Below are 22,317 nucleotides of genomic sequence, written 5' to 3'. Positions count from 1 at the left end.
CCCTCGCCGGGGGTGGCCCCCCGGCGAGAAAGGTCACCGTGTAGAGATCAGGCGCGGGTCCATCGCTGGTTCGCGCCGCCGTTGCAGGACCAGATTGTCAGCTTGGTGCCGTTCGCGGTGGCGTTGTTGGGCACATCCAGGCACTTGTTCGCGCCGACGGCCGTGATGGTGCCGTCCGCGTTGAAGCGCCACTGCTGGTTGTTCTGGCCGTTGCAATCCCAGATGATCACATTAGTACCATCCGCCGTGCCGCGGTTGTACACGTCCAGGCACTTGTTGCCGTACACGCGCAACTCGCCGGAACTGGTCGGGGTCCACTGCTGGTTCGTCTGGCCGTTGCAGTCCCAGATCTGCGCCTGCGCGCCGTTGGTCTGGGAAGCGACGTCCAGGCACCTGCCGGAACCCACCCCCTTGATCGCGCCGGTCGAGCCCGGAGGAGGCGTCGGCGTGGCCGAGGGGGTGACGAGACCCCCACCGGTCACGACGTACATGGCGGCCCCGTGCGCGGGCACGGACGCGCTGATCGCGCCCGTCGAGGAGCCGGTGCTGTGCGCCCACAGGTCGCGGACCGAGTAGGAGGACGCGGCGCCGAGGCCCAGGGCGGAGGCGGTGGTGGACACCGTCGCCGTCGAGGTGCCCCGGTTGAGCAGCACGACCGCGACGGATCCGTTCGACATCGGCTTGCGCCAGACCTCGAGGTTGCCGTTGTCGCTGATCTTGCTGCCCTGCCGACCGCCCCAGTCCTGGTTCACCGCGATGACCTCGGTGTTGGTGAGGATCGTCCGGGTGTCGGCGCTCATCGTGCGGAGGTCGTTGCCCGCGATGAGCGGCGCGTTCAGCAGCGCCCACAGGCTGAAGTGCGCCCGGCCCTCGGTGCCGGTGATCGAGCCGTTGCCGACCTCCAGCATGTCCGGGTCGTTCCAGCCGCCCGGCCCCGCGTACCCTTCAAGCCCTACCTGCTGGTCCAGGATGCCCATGACCGAACCGAAGTTCGACTGGATGTCCCCGGTCGTACGCCAGGAGTTGCCGGTCTGCATGCCCCAGGTCCAGACGTTCTCCTGGCCCCAGTTGCACAGGCTGAAGAGGATCGGGCGCCCGGTCGCGGCCAGCGCGTCCCGCATCGCCTGGTACCGCTGCTGCCCGTTCTTGCCCTGATGGTCGCCGCAGTTGTCGTACTTGAGGTAGTCGACGCCCCAGGACGCCCACAGGGCCGCGTCCCGCCGCTCGTTGCCGAGGCTCGCCGGGTAGCCCGCACAGGTCGTGAGACCCGCCGACGAGTAGATGCCGAGCTTCAGACCCTTGGAGTGGACGTAGTCGGCCACGCCCTTGATGCCGTTGGGGAACTTCTGCGGGTCCGGCACCAGGTCGCCGCCGGAGTTGCGGCTCTTGGTGGACCAGCAGTCGTCGATGTTCACGTACTGGTAGCCCGCCGCCGCCATGCCGCTCGACACCATGATGTCCGCGGTCTGCCGGATCAGGCTGTCACTGACGTTGCAGCCGAAGCTGTTCCAGTCGTTCCAGCCCATCTGGGGCGTACGGGCGAGCCCGTTGTCCAGGGCCGCGGCCGGTGACGTCGCACCGCCGACCGCGACCAGGGACCCGGCGGCGAGCGCCGCCGCCGTCGCCCAGCGGAGAATCCTTCCCATCTGCCTGCTCCTCAGCATCGTGTTCGTCAGGGGGTGGTGAGGTCGAACCGGTTGACGGTGACCGAGCCGCCCAGGGACTGGGTGGCGTAGTTGAAGATGCCGAAGCGGTAGCCCATGAAGAACTGCCAGGCGTTGCCCATCGTGAAGGCGGGGCCGAAGGAGGTGAAGTTCACCCCGTCGGTGCTGTAGGAGAACTTGGCCTGGCGGCCGGTGCCGGGCCGGATGTCGGCGTTGACGCGCAGCCAGATCCGGCCGCCGGACACGGCGGTGGAGGCCACCTCGGTTCCGGTGGAGGTGGTCTGCCAGCTGCCGTTCATGGTCAGGTTGTTGGTCGCGACCAGCCGGGTCTGCCCGTTGTCGCGCCGGACGCCGATCCAGGCCGAGGAGTCGCGCAGCATCGCCAGTCCCGCCCGGTCGCCGTCGCGCATCTGGGAGTAGTCCAGCTGGATCGTCGCCGTGGACGACGGCCCGAGGATGCGGTGGGTGAGGGTGTTGCGGGCGGAGTACAGGTCGTTGGTCACGGTGGCGGTCTGCAGCCGCAGCCCGTTGCCGACGCCGAACCTGGTGGTGTCGGGGTTGTGGTTCCACTCCCACTCCGGCCCCAGCTGCGACCCGGTGAAGGTGTCGCTTCCGGTCGGCGACTTCACCTCGCGCGTCGTGACGGGGTTGGGGTAGGACGCGCCCCAGCCTCCGTTGACGGTCGTGATGGTGGGCCAGCCGTCAGAGGTCCAGGTGACCGGGGCCAGGACGGGGATCCGGCCGCCGGGGTAGGCGTCCTGGAAGGCCATGTAGTACCAGGCGCCGTTCTGGGTCTGCACCAGCCCGCCCTGGTGCGGCACGCCGCCGCCGGAGACCGGGCCGGACATGTTCAGCAGGACCTGGCGCATCTCGTACGGGCCGAAGGGCCCGTTGGTGGACTTCAGGATGTACTGCCCGTTGGCGGGCTTGGTGACGAAGATGTAGTAGTTCCCGTTGCGCTTGTACATCCGCGAGCCTTCCAGCGTGCCGACGCTGGAGGGGGTGGAGAACACCTGCTGGCTGCGGACCTCGCTCTTGCCGTCGGCCGACAGCTGGGCGACGCTGATCTGCGTGTTGCCGTAGGCGACGTACATGGTGTCGTTGTCGTCGACGAGCAGGCCGGCGTCGTAGTAGCACTTGTTGATCGTGGTGTGCCGGTTCCACGGGCCTTCGACGGAGGTGGCGGTGTAGATGTAGGTCTTGTTGAAGTCGATGCAGCCGCCCCAGTAGAAGGTCTTGTTGCTGGGCCGGTAGTTCAGGAACGACGCCCAGATGCCGTTGACGTAGCCGCGGCCGCCGTTGAGGTCGTACTTGCTGCCGAAGTCGAGCGTGGGCACCGAGTGGCCGGCGTACTCCCAGTGGACCAGGTCGTAGGAGCGCAGGACCGGCGCGCCGGGCGAGTAGTGCATCGTGGAGGCGGAGTAGTAGTAGGTGTCGCCGACCCGGATGATGTCGATGTCGGCGAGGTCCTCCCACAGCACCGGGTTCGTGAACTGCCCGGAGGGCGCGCTCGGCGACGGGGAGGCGGACGGTGACGCCGGCGGGGACGCCGACGGGGAGGTGGTGCCGCCGTCGACGCGGACGAGCTGCCACTGCTGGTTGGTGCCACCCCAGTCGGAGTACTGCACGACCTTGCCGCCGTCGGCGGTGGAGGCGTTCTGCACCTCCACGGCCTTGCCGCTGTTGCGGTTGATCAGCCGTACGTAGCCGTCCGAGGAGTCCGCCAGCCGGAACTGCTGGTTGACGCCGTTGCCGTCGGTCCACTGCACGACGGCGGCGCCGTCGGCCGTGGAGAGGTTGGAGACGTCCATCACCTTGCCGGAGTGCCGCGACTGCACGCGGTAGTAGCCGCCGCCGGAGTCGACGAACCGCCACTGCTGGTTGTTGCCGTTGTTCCGGGTCCACTGCACGAGCGACCCGCCGTCGGCGGTGGAGAGGTTGTACACGTCCAGGGCCTTGCCGCTGTTGCGGTTGACCAGCACGTACCAGGCGTTGGTGTCGACGGTCGCGGCCGTGGCCGGCGTCAGGGACACGAGCGCGCCGGCGAGCAGGGTCGCGAGCGCCGCGAGCAGGCACGTCAGGAGGGCCGCGGGCGATCGTCTCCGTCGCCCGGTCACACGGGGCGGCGCTGGATGCATTCTCTTCTCCTCTGGGGGGTGGAGGCGGTGGGGACGGGCCCGCCGTCCCTCACTGGCGGAGGGACGGCGGGCCGTCCCCATAGCCCCCGGCTGTGGAAGGCGTGGGCCGGGGGCCGGATTCGGCGGATCGGGTGGGAGCGTTCACTGCCAGGGAGCGCCGGACGCCCGGGCGCGGCCGCCAGGAGCGAGTTATCGCTAACATCGCGGGCCGCGGAAACGCCGCGGTACGGGGCCGGCGACGGTTCAGCTCCGGACGACGCCCCGCGGCCGCGCGGGGCGCGAGCCGCGACCACCGGTCACGAGGACAGCGGAGGTCCACGCCGCCCGTGGCCGGACCGGGCCGGAGAACCGGAGGACCGGCCCGCGCACCGCCCTGCTCGCCGACGCGCTGCTCGCGGTCGTCGGCCACTGCCCGCGTAGTCCGGTGAGCGCTGATCCTGTGAGCGCTAACATTTCCGCGATGTGAACTCCCTTCTCACATCTGGCGAATGTCGGTGGTGGTGCGGCGGAGCCAATACGACGACGCGGGGTGTGTCAACACGCGGGCCGCTCCCGGGTGGTCGCCCGCGGCCGGGAGGAGCGCCCGAACTGGGACGACCGCGAAGCGGCCGGTCCGCCGGCCGGTCCGGCCCCGGTGAAACTTTCACAGCCGTCGTCACCACACGCCGAGGCCTGGGCCGCCGCGGATATCCGCCGCGCAGGAGCCCCTACGGGTGAACGGCCGGCCCCCTGAGGGATGCGGCCCTGACGGGCTGCCGCCGATAGATCGACACAACGCCTTGACACGTTACGCCAGTGTTTCCAAACTGATCCCCGGCGGCCTCCTTCTGCCCGGTCGGTGGTGAACGGCAGGGGCCGCATTGCCGGTGCCGCGGTCCGTGACGGGCCGTGCGCGACATCGCGGGCGTCTTCCCGCGTCCATCCGCGTTCGTTTCAGCACTCGTTCTTCCGGCACCACCGTTCTTTCACACCACCGTTCTTTCACACCGCGTTCGACAAGCACCCTTGTTGATCAAGCACCCTCGTTCATCAAGCAGTGGAGGCTCAGGCATGAGTGATTTCCCCTTATCCGCCGGTGGCGCCAGGCGACCGCTCAGCGGTCCGCGCCGGGCGCTGGCCGCCGGGGCTCTCGGCGTGCTCGGGGTGGTGACGGCGCTGGCGGCGACCCTCCCCGCCAATGCCGCGGCGAGCACCCTCGGGGCGGCCGCCGCGCAGAGCGGCCGTTACTTCGGCACCGCGATCGCGGCCGGCCACCTGAACGACTCGACCTACGTGGCCACGTGGGACCGGGAGTTCAACTCCGTCACCGCCGAGAACGAGATGAAGTGGGGGCCGATCGAGCCGTCCCGCAACTCGTTCAACTGGGGCTCGGCCGACCAGATCGTCAACCACGCGGTCGGCCAGGGCATGAAGGTCCGCGGGCACACGCTGGTGTGGCACGCCCAGCTGCCCAGCTGGATCAACAGCGGCATGTCGGCCAGCGATCTGCGCTCGGCGATGACCAACCACATCACCCAGGTGATGAACCACTACAAGGGCAAGGTCTTCGCCTGGGACGTGGTCAACGAGGCGTTCAACGACGGCGGCGCGGTCGGCACGCTGCGCGACTCGATCTTCACCCAGAAGCTCGGCAACGGCTTCATCGAGGAGGCGTTCCGCGCGGCGCGGGCCGCCGACCCGAATGTCAAGCTGTGCTACAACGACTACAACATCGACGACGCCAACGCCAACAAGACCCGTGGCGTCTACAACATGGTCAAGGACTTCAAGGCGCGGGGTGTGCCGATCGACTGCGTCGGCCTGCAGTCGCACTTCGGTAACCCTCCGTCGAACTACCAGCAGAACATCGCCCAGTTCGCCGCGCTCGGCGTCGACGTGCAGATCACCGAGCTCGACGTCGGCGGCTCCGGCTCCACCCAGGCCGACGCCTACCGCCGCGTCACGCAGGCCTGCATGGCGGTCTCCCGCTGCACCGGCATCACCGTGTGGGGCATCACCGACAAGTACTCCTGGCGCAGCGGCGACACCCCGCTGCTGTTCGACGGGAACTACAACAAGAAGCAGGCCTACAACGCCGTCCTGGACGCGTTCAACGGCGGCGGAAGCACCAGCAGTCCGCCGCCCAACAGCCCCCCGCCCGGAGGGAACGGCAACGCCCTCAGGGGCGTCGCCTCGGGCCGGTGCCTCGATGTCAACGGCGCCTCCCAGTCGAACGGCGCCACGGTGCTGATCTGGGACTGCAACGGCCAGAACAACCAGCAGTGGACCTCCACCAGCGCGACCGAGCTGCGCGTCTACGGCAACAAGTGCCTCGACGTGAACGGCGCGGGCACGGCGGACGGCACCGCGGTGATCATCTGGGACTGCAACGGCCAGAACAACCAGAAGTGGCGCCTGAACTCCGACGGCACCATCACCGCCGTCGGCGCGAACAAGTGCCTGGACGTGTCCGGCAACGGCACCGCCAACGGCACCAAGGTGCAGATCTGGTCGTGCACCGGCGCCAACAACCAGAAGTGGACCCGCGTCTGACCCCATTCCCGGTCTGACGCCATCCCCGATCTGACCCTGCCCGGCTCCCCCGGCCGGGCCCGATCACCCGGGCGTCCTCTTCCGGGACGCCACCCGGAGCCGGTTCGTGCGAGTCCCGCACGGACCGGCTTCCGGCTTTCCGGGGACGGCCGTCGTCTCCCGTCACCGATGACGCCGCCGGTCAGAGGGCCCGTGCGACGCGGCGCCGAACACCTTTATGAAACCGGTTCGGACAGTGGGCTTGACACGTGTTGTGTTATCGCTAACATGCAGAACACCTCATCGAGAGCGGGGAACCGGCGGATGACGAAGATCCGGCCTGGAGAGAGCCCGGCCGAGCGCCCGAGGGCGGCGGTCATGGAAGACGTCGCGGAGCTGGCGGGGGTGTCGGCGATGACGGTGTCGCGGGTGCTGAACGCTCCGGAGAAGGTGCGTCCGGAGACGCGGGAGCGGGTGCTGGCGGCGGTGCGGGAGCTGGACTACCGGCCGAACTCGGCGGCGCGGATGCTGGTGACCGGGCGGTCGGGGGTGCTGGGGGTGGTGTGTTTCGACACCACGTTGTACGGGCCGGCGTCGACGTTGTTCGGGGTGGAGCAGGCGGCGCGGGACAGTGACTATCTGGTGAGCATCGCGAGTTTGCCGGTGCTGGATCGGCGGTGGATCGGGCGGGGGGTGGATCGGCTGCGGTCGCAGTCGGTGGACGGGGTGATCGTGGTGGCGCCGCATGAGTCGGCGGCCGAGGGGGTGCGGCAGCTTCCGGCGGGGTTGCCGGTGGTGGTGGTGGGTGGGGGCGGGGATGTGCCGGTGCCGGTGGTGGCGGTCGATCAGGTGGCGGGGGCGGCGCGGGCGACGCGGCATCTGCTGAGTTTGGGGCATCGGACGGTGTGGCATGTGGCGGGTCCGCCGAACTGGGTGGATTCGCGTGGTCGTCTTTCGGGGTGGCGGTCGGTGCTGGAGGCGGAGGGCCGGGTGGTGCCCGAGCCGTTGGCGGGTGATTGGACGGCGTCGTCGGGTTATGAGCTGGGGCGGCGGCTGGCGGCCGATGGCGGGGTGACGGCGGTGTTCGTGGCCAATGACCATATGGCGATGGGGGTGTTGCGGGCGTTGCGGGAGGCGGGGCGGCGGGTGCCCGAGGATGTGAGCGTGGCGGGGTTCGACGACGTGCCGGAGGCGGCGTATTTCTGGCCGCCGCTGACCACGGTGCGGCAGGACTTCGGCGAGCTGGGCCGGCAGGCGTTCCGGCTCCTGCTGCACCGCATCGCGACCCACGACGGCGCACCGGCGCGCCTGGTCGAGCCCGAGCTCGTGGTCAGGGAGAGCACCGGCATGAGCCCGTGAGAGCTTCCGCCCGGCTCCACAGCCGGGCGGGAAAACCGCGCCCCGCCGGTCTAGGCCCCCGACGGGACGCGAGGAACAACCATTCCGAAGGAGATTGTTTCATGCGCAAATTCACAGGCGCGCTGGTGGCGGGGCTGTTACTGCTGCTCGCGGCCGCGTGCGGCAACAGCGCGGACGGCGGGGACGGCGGGAACACGACCGCCGGCGGCAAGGGGACCGTGGGCATCGCGATGCCCACCAAGTCGTCCGAGCGCTGGGTCAAGGACGGCGACAACATGGTCCAGCAGTTCAAGTCGCTGGGCTACGACACCGACCTGCAGTACGCCGAGGACGTGGTGGAGACCCAGGTCTCCCAGGTCGAGAACATGATCACCAAGGGCGTGAAGGTGCTCGTCGTCGCGGCCGTAGACGGCGCCGCCCTCACCGACGTGCTGCAGCAGGCGGCCGGCCAGAAGATCCCGGTCATCGCCTACGACCGGCTGCTGATGAAGACCCCCAACGTGGACTACTACGCCACGTTCGACAACTTCCAGGTCGGCGTGCAGCAGGCGGGCTACATCGAGGACAAGCTGGGGCTGAAGGACGGCAAGGGCCCCTTCAACGTCGAGCTGTTCGCCGGCTCCCCCGACGACAACAACACGGTGTTCTTCTTCAACGGCGCCATGTCGGTGCTCCAGCCGTACATCGACTCGGGCAAGCTCGTGGTGCGCAGCAAGCAGACGAAGCTGGACCAGGTCGCGACGCTGCGCTGGGACGGCGCCACCGCCCAGGCCCGCATGGACAACCTGCTGAGCGCGAACTACACGTCCGAGAAGATCGACGCGGTGCTCTCGCCGTACGACGGGATCAGCATCGGCATCATCTCCGCGCTGAAGAGCGTCGGGTACGGCTCCTCCGGCAAGCCGCTGCCGATCATCACCGGCCAGGACGCCGAGCTGGCGTCGGTCAAGTCGATCATCGCGGGCGAGCAGACGCAGACCGTCTACAAGGACACCCGTGAGCTGGCCAAGGTGGCCGCCTCGATGGCCGACGCCGTCGTCCAGGGCAAGAAGCCCGAGGTGAACAACACCGACAGCTACAACAACGGCGTCAAGACGGTGCCGTCGTACCTGCTGAAGCCCGTGTCGGTCGACAAGGACAACTACAAGCAGATCCTGGTCGACGGCGGTTACTACACCGAGGCCCAGCTCACCGGCTGAGCCTCGCGGTTCAACGGCACGAAAGGGGCTCCGATGCCCGACCATATCCTCCGGATGCGGGGGATAACCAAGGAGTTCCCCGGTGTCCGCGCGCTCGACGACGTGAACTTCGACGTCGAGCGCGGGACCGTCCACGCCCTTGTGGGCGAGAACGGCGCCGGGAAGTCCACGCTGATGAAGGTGCTCAGCGGGGTCTACCCCCACGGGAGCTACGAGGGGGAGATCCTCCTCGACTCCCACCCCTGCGCCTTCCGCGGCCTGCGGCAGAGCGAGGCGGCGGGCATCGTCATCATCCACCAGGAGCTCGCGCTCATCCCGGGCATGTCCATCGCGGAGAACGTCTTCCTCGGCAACGAGCGGGCGCGGCGCGGGATCATCGACTGGCACGCCACGTCGGACGAGACCGTGCGCCTGCTGGAGAAGGTGGGCCTGCGCGAGGACCCGGACACCCCGGTGAACGCGCTCGGAGTGGGCAGGCAGCAGCTCGTCGAGATCGCCAAGGCCCTGGCCAAGGACGTGAAGCTGCTCATCCTCGACGAGCCGACCGCCGCGCTCAACGAGACCGACAGCGAGAACCTGCTGCGGCTCCTGCGTGACCTGCGCGACCACGGCATCACCTCGATCCTCATCTCGCACAAGCTCAACGAGGTGATGGCCGTGGCCGACGCGATCACGATCCTGCGGGACGGCCGGACGATCGAGACGCTCGACGTCGCCGACGGGGTGGACGAGGACCGCGTCATCAGGGGCATGGTCGGGCGCGACCTCGACCACCGCTACCCGCCGCGCACCCCGGAGATCGGCGACGTGCTGTTCGAGGTCGAGGGGTGGAACGTCTTCCACCCCACGGTCCCCGACCGGCAGGTCGTCCGCGACGCGAGCCTCACCGTGCGGCGCGGCGAGATCGTGGGGATCGCGGGGCTCATGGGCGCCGGCCGCACCGAGCTCGCGATGAGCGTCTTCGGCCGATCGTACGGCACCCGGATCAGCGGCACGCTCCGCAAGGACGGCCGCGAGCTGCACCTGGCCACGGTGGGCGACGCGATCGCGGCCGGCCTCGCGTACGTCACCGAGGACCGCAAGGAGCTCGGCCTGCTGCTGGAGGAGGACATCCGGCGCAACGTCACGCTGGCCAACCTGCACCGCGTCTCGCGGCGCTCGGTCATCGACCTGCACCGGGAGGTGGCCGACGCCGAGGGGTTCCTTCACCGGCTGCGGATCAAGGCGCCCGGCGTCTTCACCAAGACCGGCAACCTCAGCGGCGGCAACCAGCAGAAGGTCGTGCTGAGCAAGTGGATGTACACCAACCCCGACGTGCTCATTCTCGACGAACCCACCCGGGGCATCGACGTGGGCGCGAAGTACGAGATCTACACGATCGTCCAGGGGCTCGCCGCCGAGGGCAAGGGCGTACTGCTGATCTCCTCGGAGCTGCCCGAGCTCCTCGGCATGTGCGACCGGATCTACGTGATGAGCCAGGGGCGGATCACCGGTGAGCTCGGACGGCGGCAAGCGACACAGGAGGCTGTCATGAGGCTGATGACGAACACACCGGCGGTGGCCCGATGACCGTGGTGGACCGCCCGGCGACCACCCCCGCGTCCTCGGGCGGGTCGGCCGGTCCCCGCCTGCGGGGGAACCTCCGGCAGTACGGGATGATCGCCGCGCTGGTCGTCATCGTCGTGCTGTTCGAGATCCTGACCGACGGCATCCTGCTCAAACCGCTGAACGTCACCAATCTGATCATGCAGAACGGCTACGTGCTGGTGCTGGCGATCGGCATGATGCTGGTGATCATCAACCGGGAGATCGACCTGTCGGTCGGCTCGGTGGCGGCGTTCGTGGGCGCGGTCACGGGCGTGGCGATCGTGAACTGGGGCCTGCCGTGGCCGCTGGTCGTGGTCGGCGCGCTCGTCACGGGTGGGCTGATCGGGGCGTTCCAGGGTTTCTGGATCGCCTACGCCCGCATCCCGGCGTTCATCGTCACACTCGGCGGCATGCTGCTGTTCCGCGGCCTCAGCATGGTCGTGCTGCAGGGGCAGTCGATCGCGCCGTTCCCCTCCGGGTTCCGGCAGCTGGGCTCGGGCTTCGTGCCGGAGTTCGGCGCCGGCGACCTGCACCTGGTGACCATGCTGCTCGGGCTCGCCGGGGCCGCGGTGATCGTGTGGAACGACTGGCGCTCGCGCGCCCGGCGGCGTGAGTACGGCCTCGCCGTGCCCGCCCCGCAGTGGTTCGTGCTCAAGGCCGTCGCGATCGTCGCCGTGATCGGGGCGTTCGCCTGGGTCCTCGCGGTCTACCAGGGCCTGCCGATCGTCGGCCTGGTGGTGATCGTGCTGACCGCGGCGTACTCGTTCGTCACGACGAGCACGGTGGTCGGCCGGCACATCTACGCGGTCGGCGGGAACGAGCGCGCGGCCGCGCTGTCGGGCATCGCGACCAAGAAGACGAAGTTCTGGGTCTTCGTCAACATGGGCGTGCTGGCCGCCCTCGCCGGGCTGGTGTTCGCCGCCCGGCTCAACGCGGCCACCCCCAAGGCGGGCACGAACTTCGAGCTCGACGCCATCGCCGCGGCCTTCATCGGCGGCGCCTCGGCGTCGGGCGGCGTCGGCAGCGTGGTCGGCGCCATCGTCGGCGGCCTGGTCATGGGCGTGATGAACAACGGCATGTCGCTGCTCGGCCTCGGCGTCGACTGGCAGCAGGCGATCAAGGGCGGCGTGCTGATGCTCGCCGTGGCCTTCGACGTCTACAACAAGAACAAGTCGAAGTGACGGGAGGACGCGGGTAGCCCGGGACGACCGCGAACCGAGGGTGACGGCCACTCTTGGTGCCGGTGGTCGTGCCGCTGCCTCCCGCGGCGCGCGGAAACCCGAGGCGCCGGCCGGACATGTCGTACGTGTCCGGCCGGCGTCGTCGTCCCGACACGCTCCGTCCCGGCGGGGCGGACGGCTCTCCGCGTCGCCGTGGGGTGTCCCCTACAATCGGAGTCACAGCTCCTGTTGAGCGGCGCGGGCACCCGCTCGGAGAGCGGCGAGGCGCGAGGGGTTCCATGACCAGGTCGCTGCGCTCGGACGCCCGGCGCAACCGGCAGCGCATCCTGGAGGCCGCCGAGGTCGTGTTCGCGCTCAAGGGGCCGTCCGCCTCCACCGAGGAGATCGCGCGGAAGGCCGGAGTGGGCATCGGGACCGTGTTCCGCCATTTCCCGACGAAGGATGCGCTCCTCCAGGCGATCATCGAGGTGCTCGCCGTACGCGTCGCCACGGAGACCGGGAATCTGGCGCGCACGGGCGAGCCGGCCACCGCGTTCTTCCGGTTCTTCAGCTGGGTGATCGGTCAGGCCGCGGAGCAGCGGACGGTCGTCGATCTGCTGACCGAGGCGGGCGCCGAGGTCACCGTGGCCGAGCCCGTCGACGCGCTGCGCGAGGCCGTGGCGCGGCTACTCGCCGGGGCCCAGCGGGCGGGAGTCGTACGGCGGGACGTCGGGGTCCCCGAGGTGCTGGCGCTGCTGACCGGCCTGTGCCAGGCGTCGCCGCACGCCGGCTGGTCCCCCGAGGTCCGCGACCGCACCCTGGCCGTCGTGCTCGACGGGCTGCGCCCCTCCCCCGCCCCCGAGTCGCCCTAGCCTGGGCGGCCCGGGCTCTCGATCTGTGCGATCATCGGGCCCACCAGCCGGTTCAGCTCCCGGACCAGCACAACCAGGGCCCGGTGGGCCAGTTCCGGCAGGTCCTCGGCGGGGCCGTCCGGCGCCGGGGGGAGGTCGTCGAGCGGCAGCGGCGCGTCCACGAGCAGGACGGGCCGGACGAACGGGATCTTGGTGAGATCCCGCTCGGCGGGCTCGACGTACTGGCCGAAGACCTCCGGCCAGCCCTCCCAGCCCCGGTCGCGCCACCAGGCCCGCGACGCCGTGAGCGCCGCGGGCGGCGGCGCGACCAGGCCGATCCGGGCGATCATCGACCCGTCCCAGCCGTTGCGCGCGCACGAGGCCGAAAGGACCCGCCGATGCCACCGCACGAACCCCGGCGAGGCGACGGGAGGCGTGGCGACCCGCCAGGCGGCGCAGGCGAACGCGACCGGGGCGATGTCGCCCCAGACGCCGTCGAACGCGCCGATGTTGTCGCGCAGCAGCTCGGTGAAGCGGCTGTCACCACCACGTGCGCGCTCCCGGTCGGAGCGGGCGTCGATCCAGAATGCCTGGTCTTCGCGCATGTGTCCCGTCTTCCGGCCCGGGGGCGCGTGGTCAGCGGGCGGGCAGCGCGGCGGGAGCCGCCCCGCCGGCCACCTGCGAGGGCCCGGCTTCGCCGGTGAAGCTGAACGTGGCGTTGTCGCCCTCGCCCTCGATGTCGATCTTCACGACCTGGCCCGGCCGCAGCTCGCCGTAGAGGATCTTCTCCGACAGGGTGTCCTCCAGCTCCCGCTGGATCGTCCGGCGCAGCGGACGGGCGCCCATGACCGGGTCGTATCCCCGGTCGGCCAGCACCTGCTTGGCCGCCGCGGAGACCTCCAGGCCCATGTCGCGGTCCTTGAGACGCTCGGCCACCTGGGCGAGCATCAGGTCCACGATCTGGATGATCTCCTTGGGCGTCAGCTGGTGGAAGACCACGATGTCGTCGACGCGGTTGAGGAACTCCGGCCGGAAGTGCTGCTTGAGCTCCTCCTGCACCTTCGCCTTCATCCGGTCGTAGTTCGACTCGCTGTCGTCGGCCTTCGAGAAGCCCATCCCCACGCCCTTGGAGATGTCCCGGGTGCCGAGGTTGGTCGTCATGATGATGACGGTGTTCTTGAAGTCGACCACCCGGCCCTGGGCGTCGGTCAGGCGACCGTCCTCCAGGATCTGCAGCAGCGAGTTGAAGATGTCCCCGTGGGCCTTCTCGACCTCGTCGAACAACACCACCGAGAACGGCTTGCGCCGCACCTTCTCGGTGAGCTGGCCGCCCTCCTCGTACCCGACGTAGCCGGGCGGGGAGCCGAACAGCCGCGAGACGGTGTGCTTCTCCATGAACTCGGACATGTCCAGCATGATCAGCGCGTCTTCGTCGCCGAACAGGAACTCCGCCAGCGCCTTGGACAGCTCGGTCTTCCCCACACCCGACGGCCCGGCGAAGATGAACGAGCCACCCGGACGGCGCGGGTCCTTCAGACCGGCGCGGGTGCGGCGGATCGCCCGTGACAACCCCTTGATGGCGTCGTCCTGGCCGATGATCCGCTTGTGCAGCTCGTCCTCCATGCGGAGCAGCCGCTGCGACTCCTCCTCGGTGAGCTTGAACACCGGGATGCCGGTGGCCACCGCGAGCACCTCGGCGATGAGCTCCTCGGTGACCTCGGCCACGACGTCCATGTCGCCGGCCTTCCACTCCTTCTCCCGGCGCTCCCGCCGCACCTGCAGCTGCTTTTCCTGGTCGCGCAGCGCGGCGGCCTTCTCGAAGTCCTGCGCGTCGATCGCGGACTCCTTCTCGCGCCGGACGTCGGCGATCTTCTCGTCGTACTCGCGCAGGTCCGGCGGCGCGGTCATCCGGCGGATCCGCATCCGCGACCCGGCCTCGTCGATCAGGTCGATCGCCTTGTCGGGCAGGAACCGGTCGCTGATGTAGCGGTCGGCCAGCGTCGCGGCGGCCACCAGCGCACCGTCCGTGATCGACACCCGGTGGTGCGCCTCGTAACGGTCCCGCAGGCCCTTGAGGATCTCGATCGTGTGCGACAGGCTCGGCTCGGCCACCTGGATCGGCTGGAACCGGCGCTCCAGCGCCGCGTCCTTCTCCACATGCTTGCGGTACTCGTCCAGCGTCGTGGCGCCGATCGTCTGCAACTCGCCACGCGCGAGCGGGGGCTTCAGAATGCTCGCCGCGTCGATGGCGCCCTCCGCGGCGCCCGCGCCGACGAGCGTGTGCAGCTCGTCGATGAACAGGATGATGTCGCCGCGCGTGCGGATCTCCTTGACGACCTTCTTCAGGCGCTCCTCGAAGTCGCCGCGGTAACGCGACCCGGCTACCAGCGCGCCCAGATCCAGCGTGTAGAGCTGCTTGTCCTTCAGCGTCTCGGGCACCTCACCCTTGACGATCTTCTGGGCCAGGCCCTCCACCACCGCGGTCTTGCCCACACCGGGCTCGCCGACCAGCACCGGGTTGTTCTTCGTACGGCGCGACAGCACCTGCATGACGCGCTCGATCTCCTTCTCCCGGCCGATCACCGGGTCGAGCTTGCCCTCCCGCGCGGCCTGGGTCAGGTTCCGCCCGAACTGGTCCAACACCAGAGACGTCGACGGCGCCGCCTCCTGCGGCCCGCCCGCCGCCGCCGGCTCCTTGCCCTGGTAACCGTGCAGCAACTGGATGACCTGCTGCCGCACCCGGTTCAAGTCAGCGCCCAGCTTCACCAGCACCTGCGCCGCGACACCCTCACCCTCCCGGATCAAACCCAGCAGGATGTGCTCGGTGCCGATGTAGTTGTGCCCAAGCTGCAACGCCTCACGAAGCGACAGCTCGAGCACCTTCTTGGCACGCGGAGTGAAGGGAATGTGCCCCGACGGCGCCGACTGCCCCTGGCCGATCGTCTCCTCGACCTGGCGGCGCACCCCCTCAAGGCTGATCCCAAGGCTCTCCAGAGCCTTGGCCGCCACACCCTCGCCCTCATGGATCAACCCAAGAAGAATGTGCTCGGTACCGATGTAGTTGTGGTTGAGCATCCGGGCCTCTTCCTGGGCCAGGACGACAACCCGCCGCGCACGGTCGGTGAACCTCTCGAACATGTCGGCTCCCTCCGAAGCTGAGCCAGGAATCGGAGTCTTCACTCTAGTTGCCTGGTCCCGGGTAAGGTCCTCCGCAATCCCGGCACGGAACACGAGGATCGGCCCGGCGGACGAGCGGGCGTGGCCCGGCCCGTCACCGGGACACCCGCCGTGGGCTGCGCGTCTTCGGCGCGAACGGCCCGGCGGCAGGCGGGGGAAGCCCGGGCGGGGCGCTGGCGCCCCGCGGTTCTTTCGCGCCAAGCGTAACCACCGGACCGGGCGGAGGCCCGGAGACAACCGACCGGCGTCGCCTGCATCCTCCCCCATCACCGCAGCACGTCTCTAACCGGTTCGATGGAAGTTTCATGCGATGAAACCGGTGCCGGTCCACGGGATCGCACGCCGCGAAGCTGGCCGGGAAACGGGCCGTACACATACAGGACACCCGCCATTGACATCAACTCAGAGGCAAGCCTAGGCTTCCTGACGAATCGATTCGATGAATCCGGCGGACGCCTCCGCCGCGCCTGCGGCGCGGCCACCGGTGAGGCCCGCCGGGAACCGCTCCGCGACGGCGTCCGGGAAGCCCCGGGAGAGGTTCGGTTTCCCACTCGCCCCATCCAGCTTCCGAGAACAACCCCAACACCCCTCTGTCCAAGGAGTCGCAAGTGGACACCACCCCCCGTACGCGACGCCGGCGTCGCCACGGCCTCGCCGCACTGCTGTCGGCCACGGCCATGGCCGCCGCGTCCGTCCTCGCGGCCGCCGGGCCGGCCCAGGCCGCCGACGAGTCCATCACCGTGAACTTCTCCGTCACGAACGGTTCCCCCACCTACCGGGCGTCTGGGTGGATCTACGGCATGACCGAGAACGGCGCGGCGCCCGCCGACAACTACTTCCGCGACGTGAAGTTCCGCTACATGCGGGCCGGCGGCGCGCAGCTCGACAGCCCGGGTGGGTGGGTGTCGGGCAAGTACGACCGGCGGTGGAACGCCACCCGGGCCCAGCTCCTGCGCACCCGCTCGCTGGGCGGTGAGTTCGTGCTGCTGGTGCACGACCTTTGGGGTGCCGACGGCTATCCCATCTCCCGCTTCCCCGGCGACAACGGCAACTGGACCGACTACGACAACTTCCTCACCCGCCTGATCAACGACGTGCAGGCGACGGGTGCGCCCGTCCAGTGGGATCTGTGGAACGAACCCAACATCACCCTGTTCTGGAACCGTACGCAGTCGCAGTACTTCGAGATGTGGAAACGCGCCTACCAGCGCATCCGCGCCGCGTTCCCGTCCCAGCTGATCGTGGGCCCGAGCTTCGCGGGCGTGCCGTCCACCGGCGGCTGGTGGACGCAGTACCTCGACTACGTCAAGGCCAACAACGTCGTCCCCGACATCGTCAGCTGGCACTCGCTGCCCGGCGACCCGGTGGCGAACGTCAACACGGCCAACACCACGCTGAACTCCCGGGGCATCGCCCACCCCCGCCCGTACCAGATCAACGAGTACGGCGCCTCGAACGAGCAGAACCCCGGTGACGGCGCCTGGTACATCGCCCGGCTGGAGCGGGCCGGCGCCGACGGCCTGCGCGCGAACTGGGCGGGCGGGAACAACCTGCACAACGACCTCGGCAACCTCCTGACCCACAACTCCGCCGGCCAGTACTCGCCGAAGGGCGAATGGTGGGTCTACCGCTTCTACGGCTCCCAGACCGGCCAGATCGCCTCCGTCACGCCCAGCTCGAACTACGACGCCTTCGCCACCAAGGACACCGGGAACGCCAAGATCCTGGTCGGCGGCGGCAGCACGACCGGCAACGTCGCGGTCAACCTGCAGCGCCTCGACACCACCAGCGGCATCGTGCAGAACAACCAGGTGCGGGTCGTCGTGGAGCGCATCCCCTACAGCGGCGGCGGCGCCGTCACCGGCCCGGTCACCGTGCAGAACACGGTGGTGAACGTGTCGAACAACAACGCCACCGTGAACGTCCCGCACACGAGCGTCGACGACACCTACACCGTCACGCTCCTGCCCCCCGACACCTCGGGTCCGTCGCCGTCGGCTTCTCCGAGTTCTCCGGGCGGCGGGGCGACGGCGGTGCGCAACGTCAACGCGGGCCGCTGCCTGGACGTACCGGGCCAGTCGCAGACGAACGGCACGCAGCTGTCGCTCTGGGACTGCAACGGCCAGGCCAACCAGCAGTGGACGTACACCTCGTCGAAGCAGTTGCAGGTGTACGGCAATAAGTGCCTGGACGCCGAGGCCGGCGGCAGCGCGAACGGCACCCGGGCGATCATCTGGGACTGCAACGGGCAGGCCAACCAGCAGTGGAACGTGAACTCCGACGGCACCATCACCGGCGTGCAGTCGGGCAAGTGCCTGGAGGCGAGCAACTTCGGCACCGCGAACGGCACGAAGGTGCAGCTGTGGTCCTGCACCGGCACGACCAGCCAGAAGTGGACCCGGAGCTGACCCCTCCCCGGTGAGACGGCCCGGCGGCGAGACGTCCTCGCCGCCGGGCCGCAGGTCATCTCGTCCGGGTCATCGGGTCCGCGTCACCTGGTGACGGTGACGGTGTCGAGGTCGAACAGGTAGCCGGTGCCGCTGCCGGTGAAGACGAGGTACAGCGGCCCGGACGCGGAGCCGGTCAGGGTGGTCGAGACCGTCGCGAAGGTGTCCCAGCTTCCGGTGGACGTGACCGCGACCTGGCCGAGCAGCGTCCCGTTCTGCGACCCGGACCGGATCTGGATCGTCCCGCCCGAGCCGCCGGAGGACACCCGCGCCGAGAACGTCTTCGCACCCTGGGTGTTCACCTGTGAGTACGCCGCCCAGTCGCCGTTGTTGATGTAGCCGGCGGTCTTGCCGCCACTGGCGGTGGCGTGGTTCGCCTGCTGCAGGCCCGACTGCGCGGTGTACGCCTCACCCTCGACCGTCTGGCTGGTGGGAGTGGGGCTGGCGCTGGGGCTCGGACTCGGGCTCGGGCTCGGGCTGGAGCCGGACTTGGTGAGGGAGAACGAGTCCACGTTGAACAGGTAGCCGGACCCTCCTGTGAAGACCAGGAAGAGCGGCCCCGACCCCGACCCGTTGAGGGTCGTGGACACGGTCGTGAAGGTGTCCCAGTTGCCGGTCACCGGCACGGCGACCTGGCCGAGCAGGGTCCCGGTCTGCGAGCCGGCGCGGATCTGGATCGTGCCGCCCGAGCCGGCGGAGGAGACGCGCGCGGTGAACCCGGTCGCGCCCGCCGTGCTGACCGAGGAGTAGCCCACCCAGTCGCCGTTCTCGATGAAGCCAACGGCTTTGCCGCCGCCGGCCGTGCTCTGGGTGGTCTGCTGGACTCCCGACTGCGAGGTGTAGGACTCGGCCTCGACCGTCGTGCCGTTGCCGTTGCCGGGCGGGGCGCAGTCGGCCTGCACCACCCCGGCGGCGTATCTGATGCCGCCCAGCAGCACCGTGCGGAGGCCCTGCTCGGAGTAGGACTGGATCGAGTGACCCATGCCCGTGTAGAACGACCGGCCGGACGCCTGCGGGTGGCACCAGGTGATCGGGTGGTCGCCCATGGTCCCGCCGCTGTAGCTGGTCTCGTCCAGGGTCTGCAGCACGTGGGTCGTGGACCGCGGGTTGGTGCGGTAGTTGTACCACTCGTCGGTCCGCGACCACGCCGCCGCGAGGCCCGAGGTCGCCGGGTGCGTGGCGTCCTCGGTCCTGACGGTCGCCTGCTGGATCGCCGGGTGGTTGTTGAACCAGGCGCCCACGAGCTGCCCGTAGTAGGGCCAGTCGTACTCGGTGTCGGCCGCCGAGTGCACGCCCACGTAACCGCCCCCGCCGTCCACGTACGACTGGAAGGCGGTCTGCTGGGAGTTGTTCAGCACGTCGCCGGTGGTGCTGAGGAAGACCACGGCCTTGTACTGCGCGAGGTTGCCCGAGCTGAACGCGTTCGCGTCCTCGGTGGCGTCGACGGTGAAGTTGTTCGCCGCGCCCAGGTCACGGATGGCCTGGATGCCGGTGGGGATGGAGTCGTGCCGGAACGCGGCCGTCTTGGAGAAGACGAGCACCTTGTAGGCCGGGTCGGCGGCGTGGACGGCGGTCGGGAGCGACACGCTCGCGACCAGCGCGGCGGCCGCCGCCGACACGCTCAGTAAGACCTTTGCGGCTTTCGGCATGGGTGTCCTTTCGTCGCGGCGCCCGGCGGTGCCCCCTTCTTCCTGGTGTCGTGGGGGCGGTGCCGGGTCCGCACCAGGTGTGGTCAGGTCACGCCCTGTGAGGGGAGGCCCGCCGTCGGGACGAGCGGCGTGCGGCGGCGCACGGCGTGTGCGGATCGTCGAAGTGGGCCGGCCCGGAAGGAGAGCCCCGGAGGGATCAGCTACTAGTTAGTTCGCGTGTGTCGGGACCGTCAAGACCGTAAGCCCACTCATTCCGGTCTCCGCACAACCGCACCCGGTCACCGTCGGCACCCGCTCTGGTCAGCGCGGGGATGCGCCGGCCGAGGGTCGTCGCCCCCTCATGAAGCGTTCATATGTGTCGCACTCTTCACCCCGGGACCTGGCCGGGTCTCTTCTAACGTTCCAGGCGTACGGGATCGGCGGGGCCGCCGCGGCGGACCAGCCAGGCGTCGGTGATGTGGTTGAACATCGCCTTGGCCGCGCCGTCGGGGTCGTGGGCGGCGATGCGCTCGTAGATGCGGCGATGGCCGAGGTTGGAGGCCACGCACAGGGCCCGCTCGGACCGGCCCATGTAGCGCGCGGTGTTGACGACCTGGCTCTCCAGTGAGCGGACCACGCCGCGGGCGATGCGGTTCCCGGACGCCCGCATGACCACGTCGTGGAAGACGCGGTCGTGCTCCTCGTACGTCAGGTGGTCGTCCACGAGCTCGTCCATCCGGTCGACCAGCGCGCGGAGCCGGTCGACGGTGTCCTGGTCCGCGAGGCGGGCGGCGACGTTGGCCATGTCGGCCTCCAGCACACGACGGGTGACGACGACGTCGTCGAGGATCGCCAGGCTCTCGTCCTCGGCGATGGTCGCCGTGAGGACGAGCTCGTCGAGCATGTCCCAGGACGTCGACGGGGTGACCATGGTGCCGGCGCCCTGGCGCACCTGCACCAGGCCCTTCTCCTGCAGGATCTTCACCGCTTCGCGGACCACGGTCCGGCTCACCGAGAAGGCCTCGCACAGCGCGGGCTCGGGGGGCAGCGGCGTCCCCGACGGGTGCACGCCGCGCACGATGCGCTCCACCAGCTCCGCCGTCACCGCCTTGGCGAGACTCGCCGGTCGCCGCACCCAGGCAGGAGGCGACGGTACTTCACGGGCCGTTCCCTGCGATGCCGTCATCTCATCCTCCGATGGCCTGCGGGGAGAGCACGCCATCAGCGAGTATATGTCAGCGGTATTGACGTCAGACGTCATACGAGTTACGTTCTCGCCGCAGACGGCCGGGTCAACCGGCCACGCTCTGGAGAGTGACAGCCATGAAGCAGCGAACACTGTGGTCGGCCGTCCTGGTCGCGGGGCTGACCGTGTCGGGATGTGGCAGCGCCACCCGAACGGCTCCCTCACCTGCCGGTTCCGGAACCCCCTCGAAGCTGGTGGTCTGGGACTGGAAGTCGGGCGACGCGACCGCGGCCTCCTATATCGAGAAGGCGAAGGCCGATTTCGCCAAGAAGCACCCGGGCGTGACGGTCGAGTTCGTGGCCCAGCCCTTCGACCAGTACTACACCCTGCTCGGCACGGCCATCCAGTCCAGCACGGGACCGGACGTCATGCTCTTCAACGGAGGCGGGCAGCTGCGTGACCGCGTGGACGCGCTCCTCCCGATCGACGAGTACGTCGCCGAGGACCGCCAGCGGCTCGCGGGCTGGGACGCGTTCAGCAAGGACGGCAAGGTCTACGCCGCGCCGGTGACGCTGCAGGGACACCCGATCTACTACAACAAGGAGATCTACGAGAAGGCGGGGCTCGACCCGGCCAAGCCGCCCGCGACGTGGGACGAGCTCATGACCGACTGCGCCGCCGTCAAGAAGGCGGGGAAGAGCTGCTTCGCCCTGGGCAACAAGGAAGGCTTCGGCATCCAGTTCTTCCTCTCGGGCCTGGGCTCGGGTGTGCTGACGCCCCAGGAGTACGACGACTGGATCGCCGGCAAGCGCGACTGGACCTCTCCCCACGTGAAGCAGATCTTCACGCTGTGGAAGGACGTCAACGACAAGGGCTACAACAACGCCGGGGCCAACTCGACCGCGATGTTCAACGACTCGTGGGCGATCTTCCAGTCCGGCAAGGCCGCCAACGTCATCGGGCTGATGTCGGACATCGGGCACTGGAAGGACTTCGCCGAGTTCCTGCCGCCCGACAAGATCGGCGTGATGCCGGCCCCGGTCGTGACCGACGGAGCCACTCCGGGCCTCGCCTACGACGGCGGCATCGGCTACGGGATCGCGAAGTGGACGAAGGACCCGAAGCTGGCGGCCGACCTGGTGCGGTCCCTGACGTCGACCGACGCCCTGACCGCGTTCTACGCCAAGGCCGGCGCGATCGCCTCCGACACCACGATCGACACGTCGCAGTCCGGCCCGGCCGTCAGCACGATCGTGGCGGCGCTCAAGAGCGGTAAGCCCGCCCTGCACGTCGCGCTGTCCTCGAAGACGCTCGACCTGATGGGACGGGTGTCGCAGAAGCTGCTGAGCGGGTCGCTGACCGTCGACAAGGCGATGGACCAGATGGCCGCGGCCGACAAGGCGAGCTGAC

14 protein-coding genes are annotated in these 22,317 nt (G+C 69.4%); 8 read left to right on the top strand and 6 right to left on the bottom strand.

The window, feature by feature from the left end:
• Positions 1 to 47: 47 nt before the first annotated feature.
• Together OG344_RS23945 and OG344_RS23940 are read right to left on the bottom strand one after the other, a co-directional pair.
• Positions 48 to 1,646 (bottom strand): lectin, encoded by a 1,599-nt coding sequence (locus OG344_RS23945; protein ID WP_405084996.1) that lies wholly within the window; start codon positions 1,644 to 1,646, stop codon positions 48 to 50.
• A gap of 26 nt (positions 1,647 to 1,672) precedes the next feature.
• A complete protein-coding gene (locus OG344_RS23940) occupies positions 1,673 to 3,802 on the bottom strand; it encodes a family 43 glycosylhydrolase (RefSeq protein ID WP_405084995.1) in 2,130 nt (709 codons plus the stop codon).
• 1,050 nt (positions 3,803 to 4,852) lie between these two features.
• On the opposite strand from OG344_RS23940, the gene OG344_RS23935 reads away from it, so the two are divergent.
• The 6 genes from OG344_RS23935 (at position 4,853) to OG344_RS23910 (ending at position 12,490) form a co-directional block, all read left to right on the top strand.
• Positions 4,853 to 6,334, top strand: a complete 1,482-nt coding sequence (locus OG344_RS23935) for a lectin (RefSeq protein ID WP_405084994.1) — start codon at positions 4,853 to 4,855, stop codon at positions 6,332 to 6,334.
• Between the two features lie 303 nt (positions 6,335 to 6,637).
• The gene (locus tag OG344_RS23930; protein ID WP_405084993.1) at positions 6,638 to 7,672 is read left to right on the top strand and encodes a LacI family DNA-binding transcriptional regulator; all 1,035 of its coding nucleotides are present in this window, start codon (positions 6,638 to 6,640) and stop codon (positions 7,670 to 7,672) included.
• A gap of 101 nt (positions 7,673 to 7,773) precedes the next feature.
• Complete coding sequence (gene chvE / locus OG344_RS23925) at positions 7,774 to 8,871, top strand: multiple monosaccharide ABC transporter substrate-binding protein (protein WP_405084992.1); 1,098 nt, start codon at positions 7,774 to 7,776, stop codon at positions 8,869 to 8,871.
• A 33-nt stretch (positions 8,872 to 8,904) separates the two neighbouring features.
• Positions 8,905 to 10,440 carry a multiple monosaccharide ABC transporter ATP-binding protein gene (gene mmsA, locus OG344_RS23920; protein ID WP_405084991.1) on the top strand — a complete coding sequence of 512 codons (1,536 nt, stop codon included), beginning with the start codon at positions 8,905 to 8,907 and terminating at the stop codon, positions 10,438 to 10,440.
• A gap of 2 nt (positions 10,441 to 10,442) precedes the next feature.
• Positions 10,443 to 11,639, top strand: a complete 1,197-nt coding sequence (gene mmsB, locus OG344_RS23915) for a multiple monosaccharide ABC transporter permease (protein WP_405089160.1) — start codon at positions 10,443 to 10,445, stop codon at positions 11,637 to 11,639.
• Between the two features lie 278 nt (positions 11,640 to 11,917).
• A complete protein-coding gene (locus OG344_RS23910) occupies positions 11,918 to 12,490 on the top strand; it encodes a TetR/AcrR family transcriptional regulator (RefSeq protein ID WP_405084990.1) in 573 nt (190 codons plus the stop codon).
• Here OG344_RS23910 and OG344_RS23905 read toward each other — a convergent pair.
• Together OG344_RS23905 and OG344_RS23900 are read right to left on the bottom strand one after the other, a co-directional pair.
• The gene (locus OG344_RS23905; protein WP_405084989.1) at positions 12,487 to 13,074 is read right to left on the bottom strand and encodes a hypothetical protein; all 588 of its coding nucleotides are present in this window, start codon (positions 13,072 to 13,074) and stop codon (positions 12,487 to 12,489) included. The genes OG344_RS23910 and OG344_RS23905 overlap by 4 nt on opposite strands.
• Positions 13,075 to 13,105: 31 nt before the next feature.
• Positions 13,106 to 15,607 carry an ATP-dependent Clp protease ATP-binding subunit gene (locus tag OG344_RS23900; RefSeq protein ID WP_405084988.1) on the bottom strand — a complete coding sequence of 834 codons (2,502 nt, stop codon included), beginning with the start codon at positions 15,605 to 15,607 and terminating at the stop codon, positions 13,106 to 13,108.
• A 647-nt stretch (positions 15,608 to 16,254) separates the two neighbouring features.
• Here OG344_RS23900 and OG344_RS23895 point away from each other — a divergent pair.
• The gene (locus OG344_RS23895; RefSeq protein ID WP_327045506.1) at positions 16,255 to 18,054 is read left to right on the top strand and encodes a ricin-type beta-trefoil lectin domain protein; all 1,800 of its coding nucleotides are present in this window, start codon (positions 16,255 to 16,257) and stop codon (positions 18,052 to 18,054) included.
• Between the two features lie 83 nt (positions 18,055 to 18,137).
• Here the strand turns inward: OG344_RS23895 and OG344_RS23890 are convergent, their stop codons facing one another.
• On the bottom strand, positions 18,138 to 19,742 hold the full coding sequence (locus OG344_RS23890) for a ThuA domain-containing protein (RefSeq protein ID WP_405084987.1): 1,605 nt from the start codon (positions 19,740 to 19,742) through the stop codon (positions 18,138 to 18,140).
• Positions 19,743 to 20,136: 394 nt separating this feature from the next.
• Entirely contained in the window at positions 20,137 to 20,856 is a 720-nt protein-coding gene (locus tag OG344_RS23885; protein WP_405084986.1) for a FadR/GntR family transcriptional regulator, read from the bottom strand.
• 188 nt (positions 20,857 to 21,044) lie between these two features.
• Here OG344_RS23885 and OG344_RS23880 point away from each other — a divergent pair, with 188 nt between their 5' ends.
• Complete coding sequence (locus tag OG344_RS23880) at positions 21,045 to 22,316, top strand: ABC transporter substrate-binding protein (RefSeq protein ID WP_405084985.1); 1,272 nt, start codon at positions 21,045 to 21,047, stop codon at positions 22,314 to 22,316.
• The last annotated feature ends 1 nt before the right edge of the window (position 22,317 follow it).

It is taken from the genome of Microbispora sp. NBC_01389 (assembly GCF_045040095.1).
GTDB lineage: Bacteria > Actinomycetota > Actinomycetes > Streptosporangiales > Streptosporangiaceae > Microbispora.
Note: the sequence above shows the minus strand (reverse complement) of the source record. Positions and strands in the feature narration are given on the sequence as shown.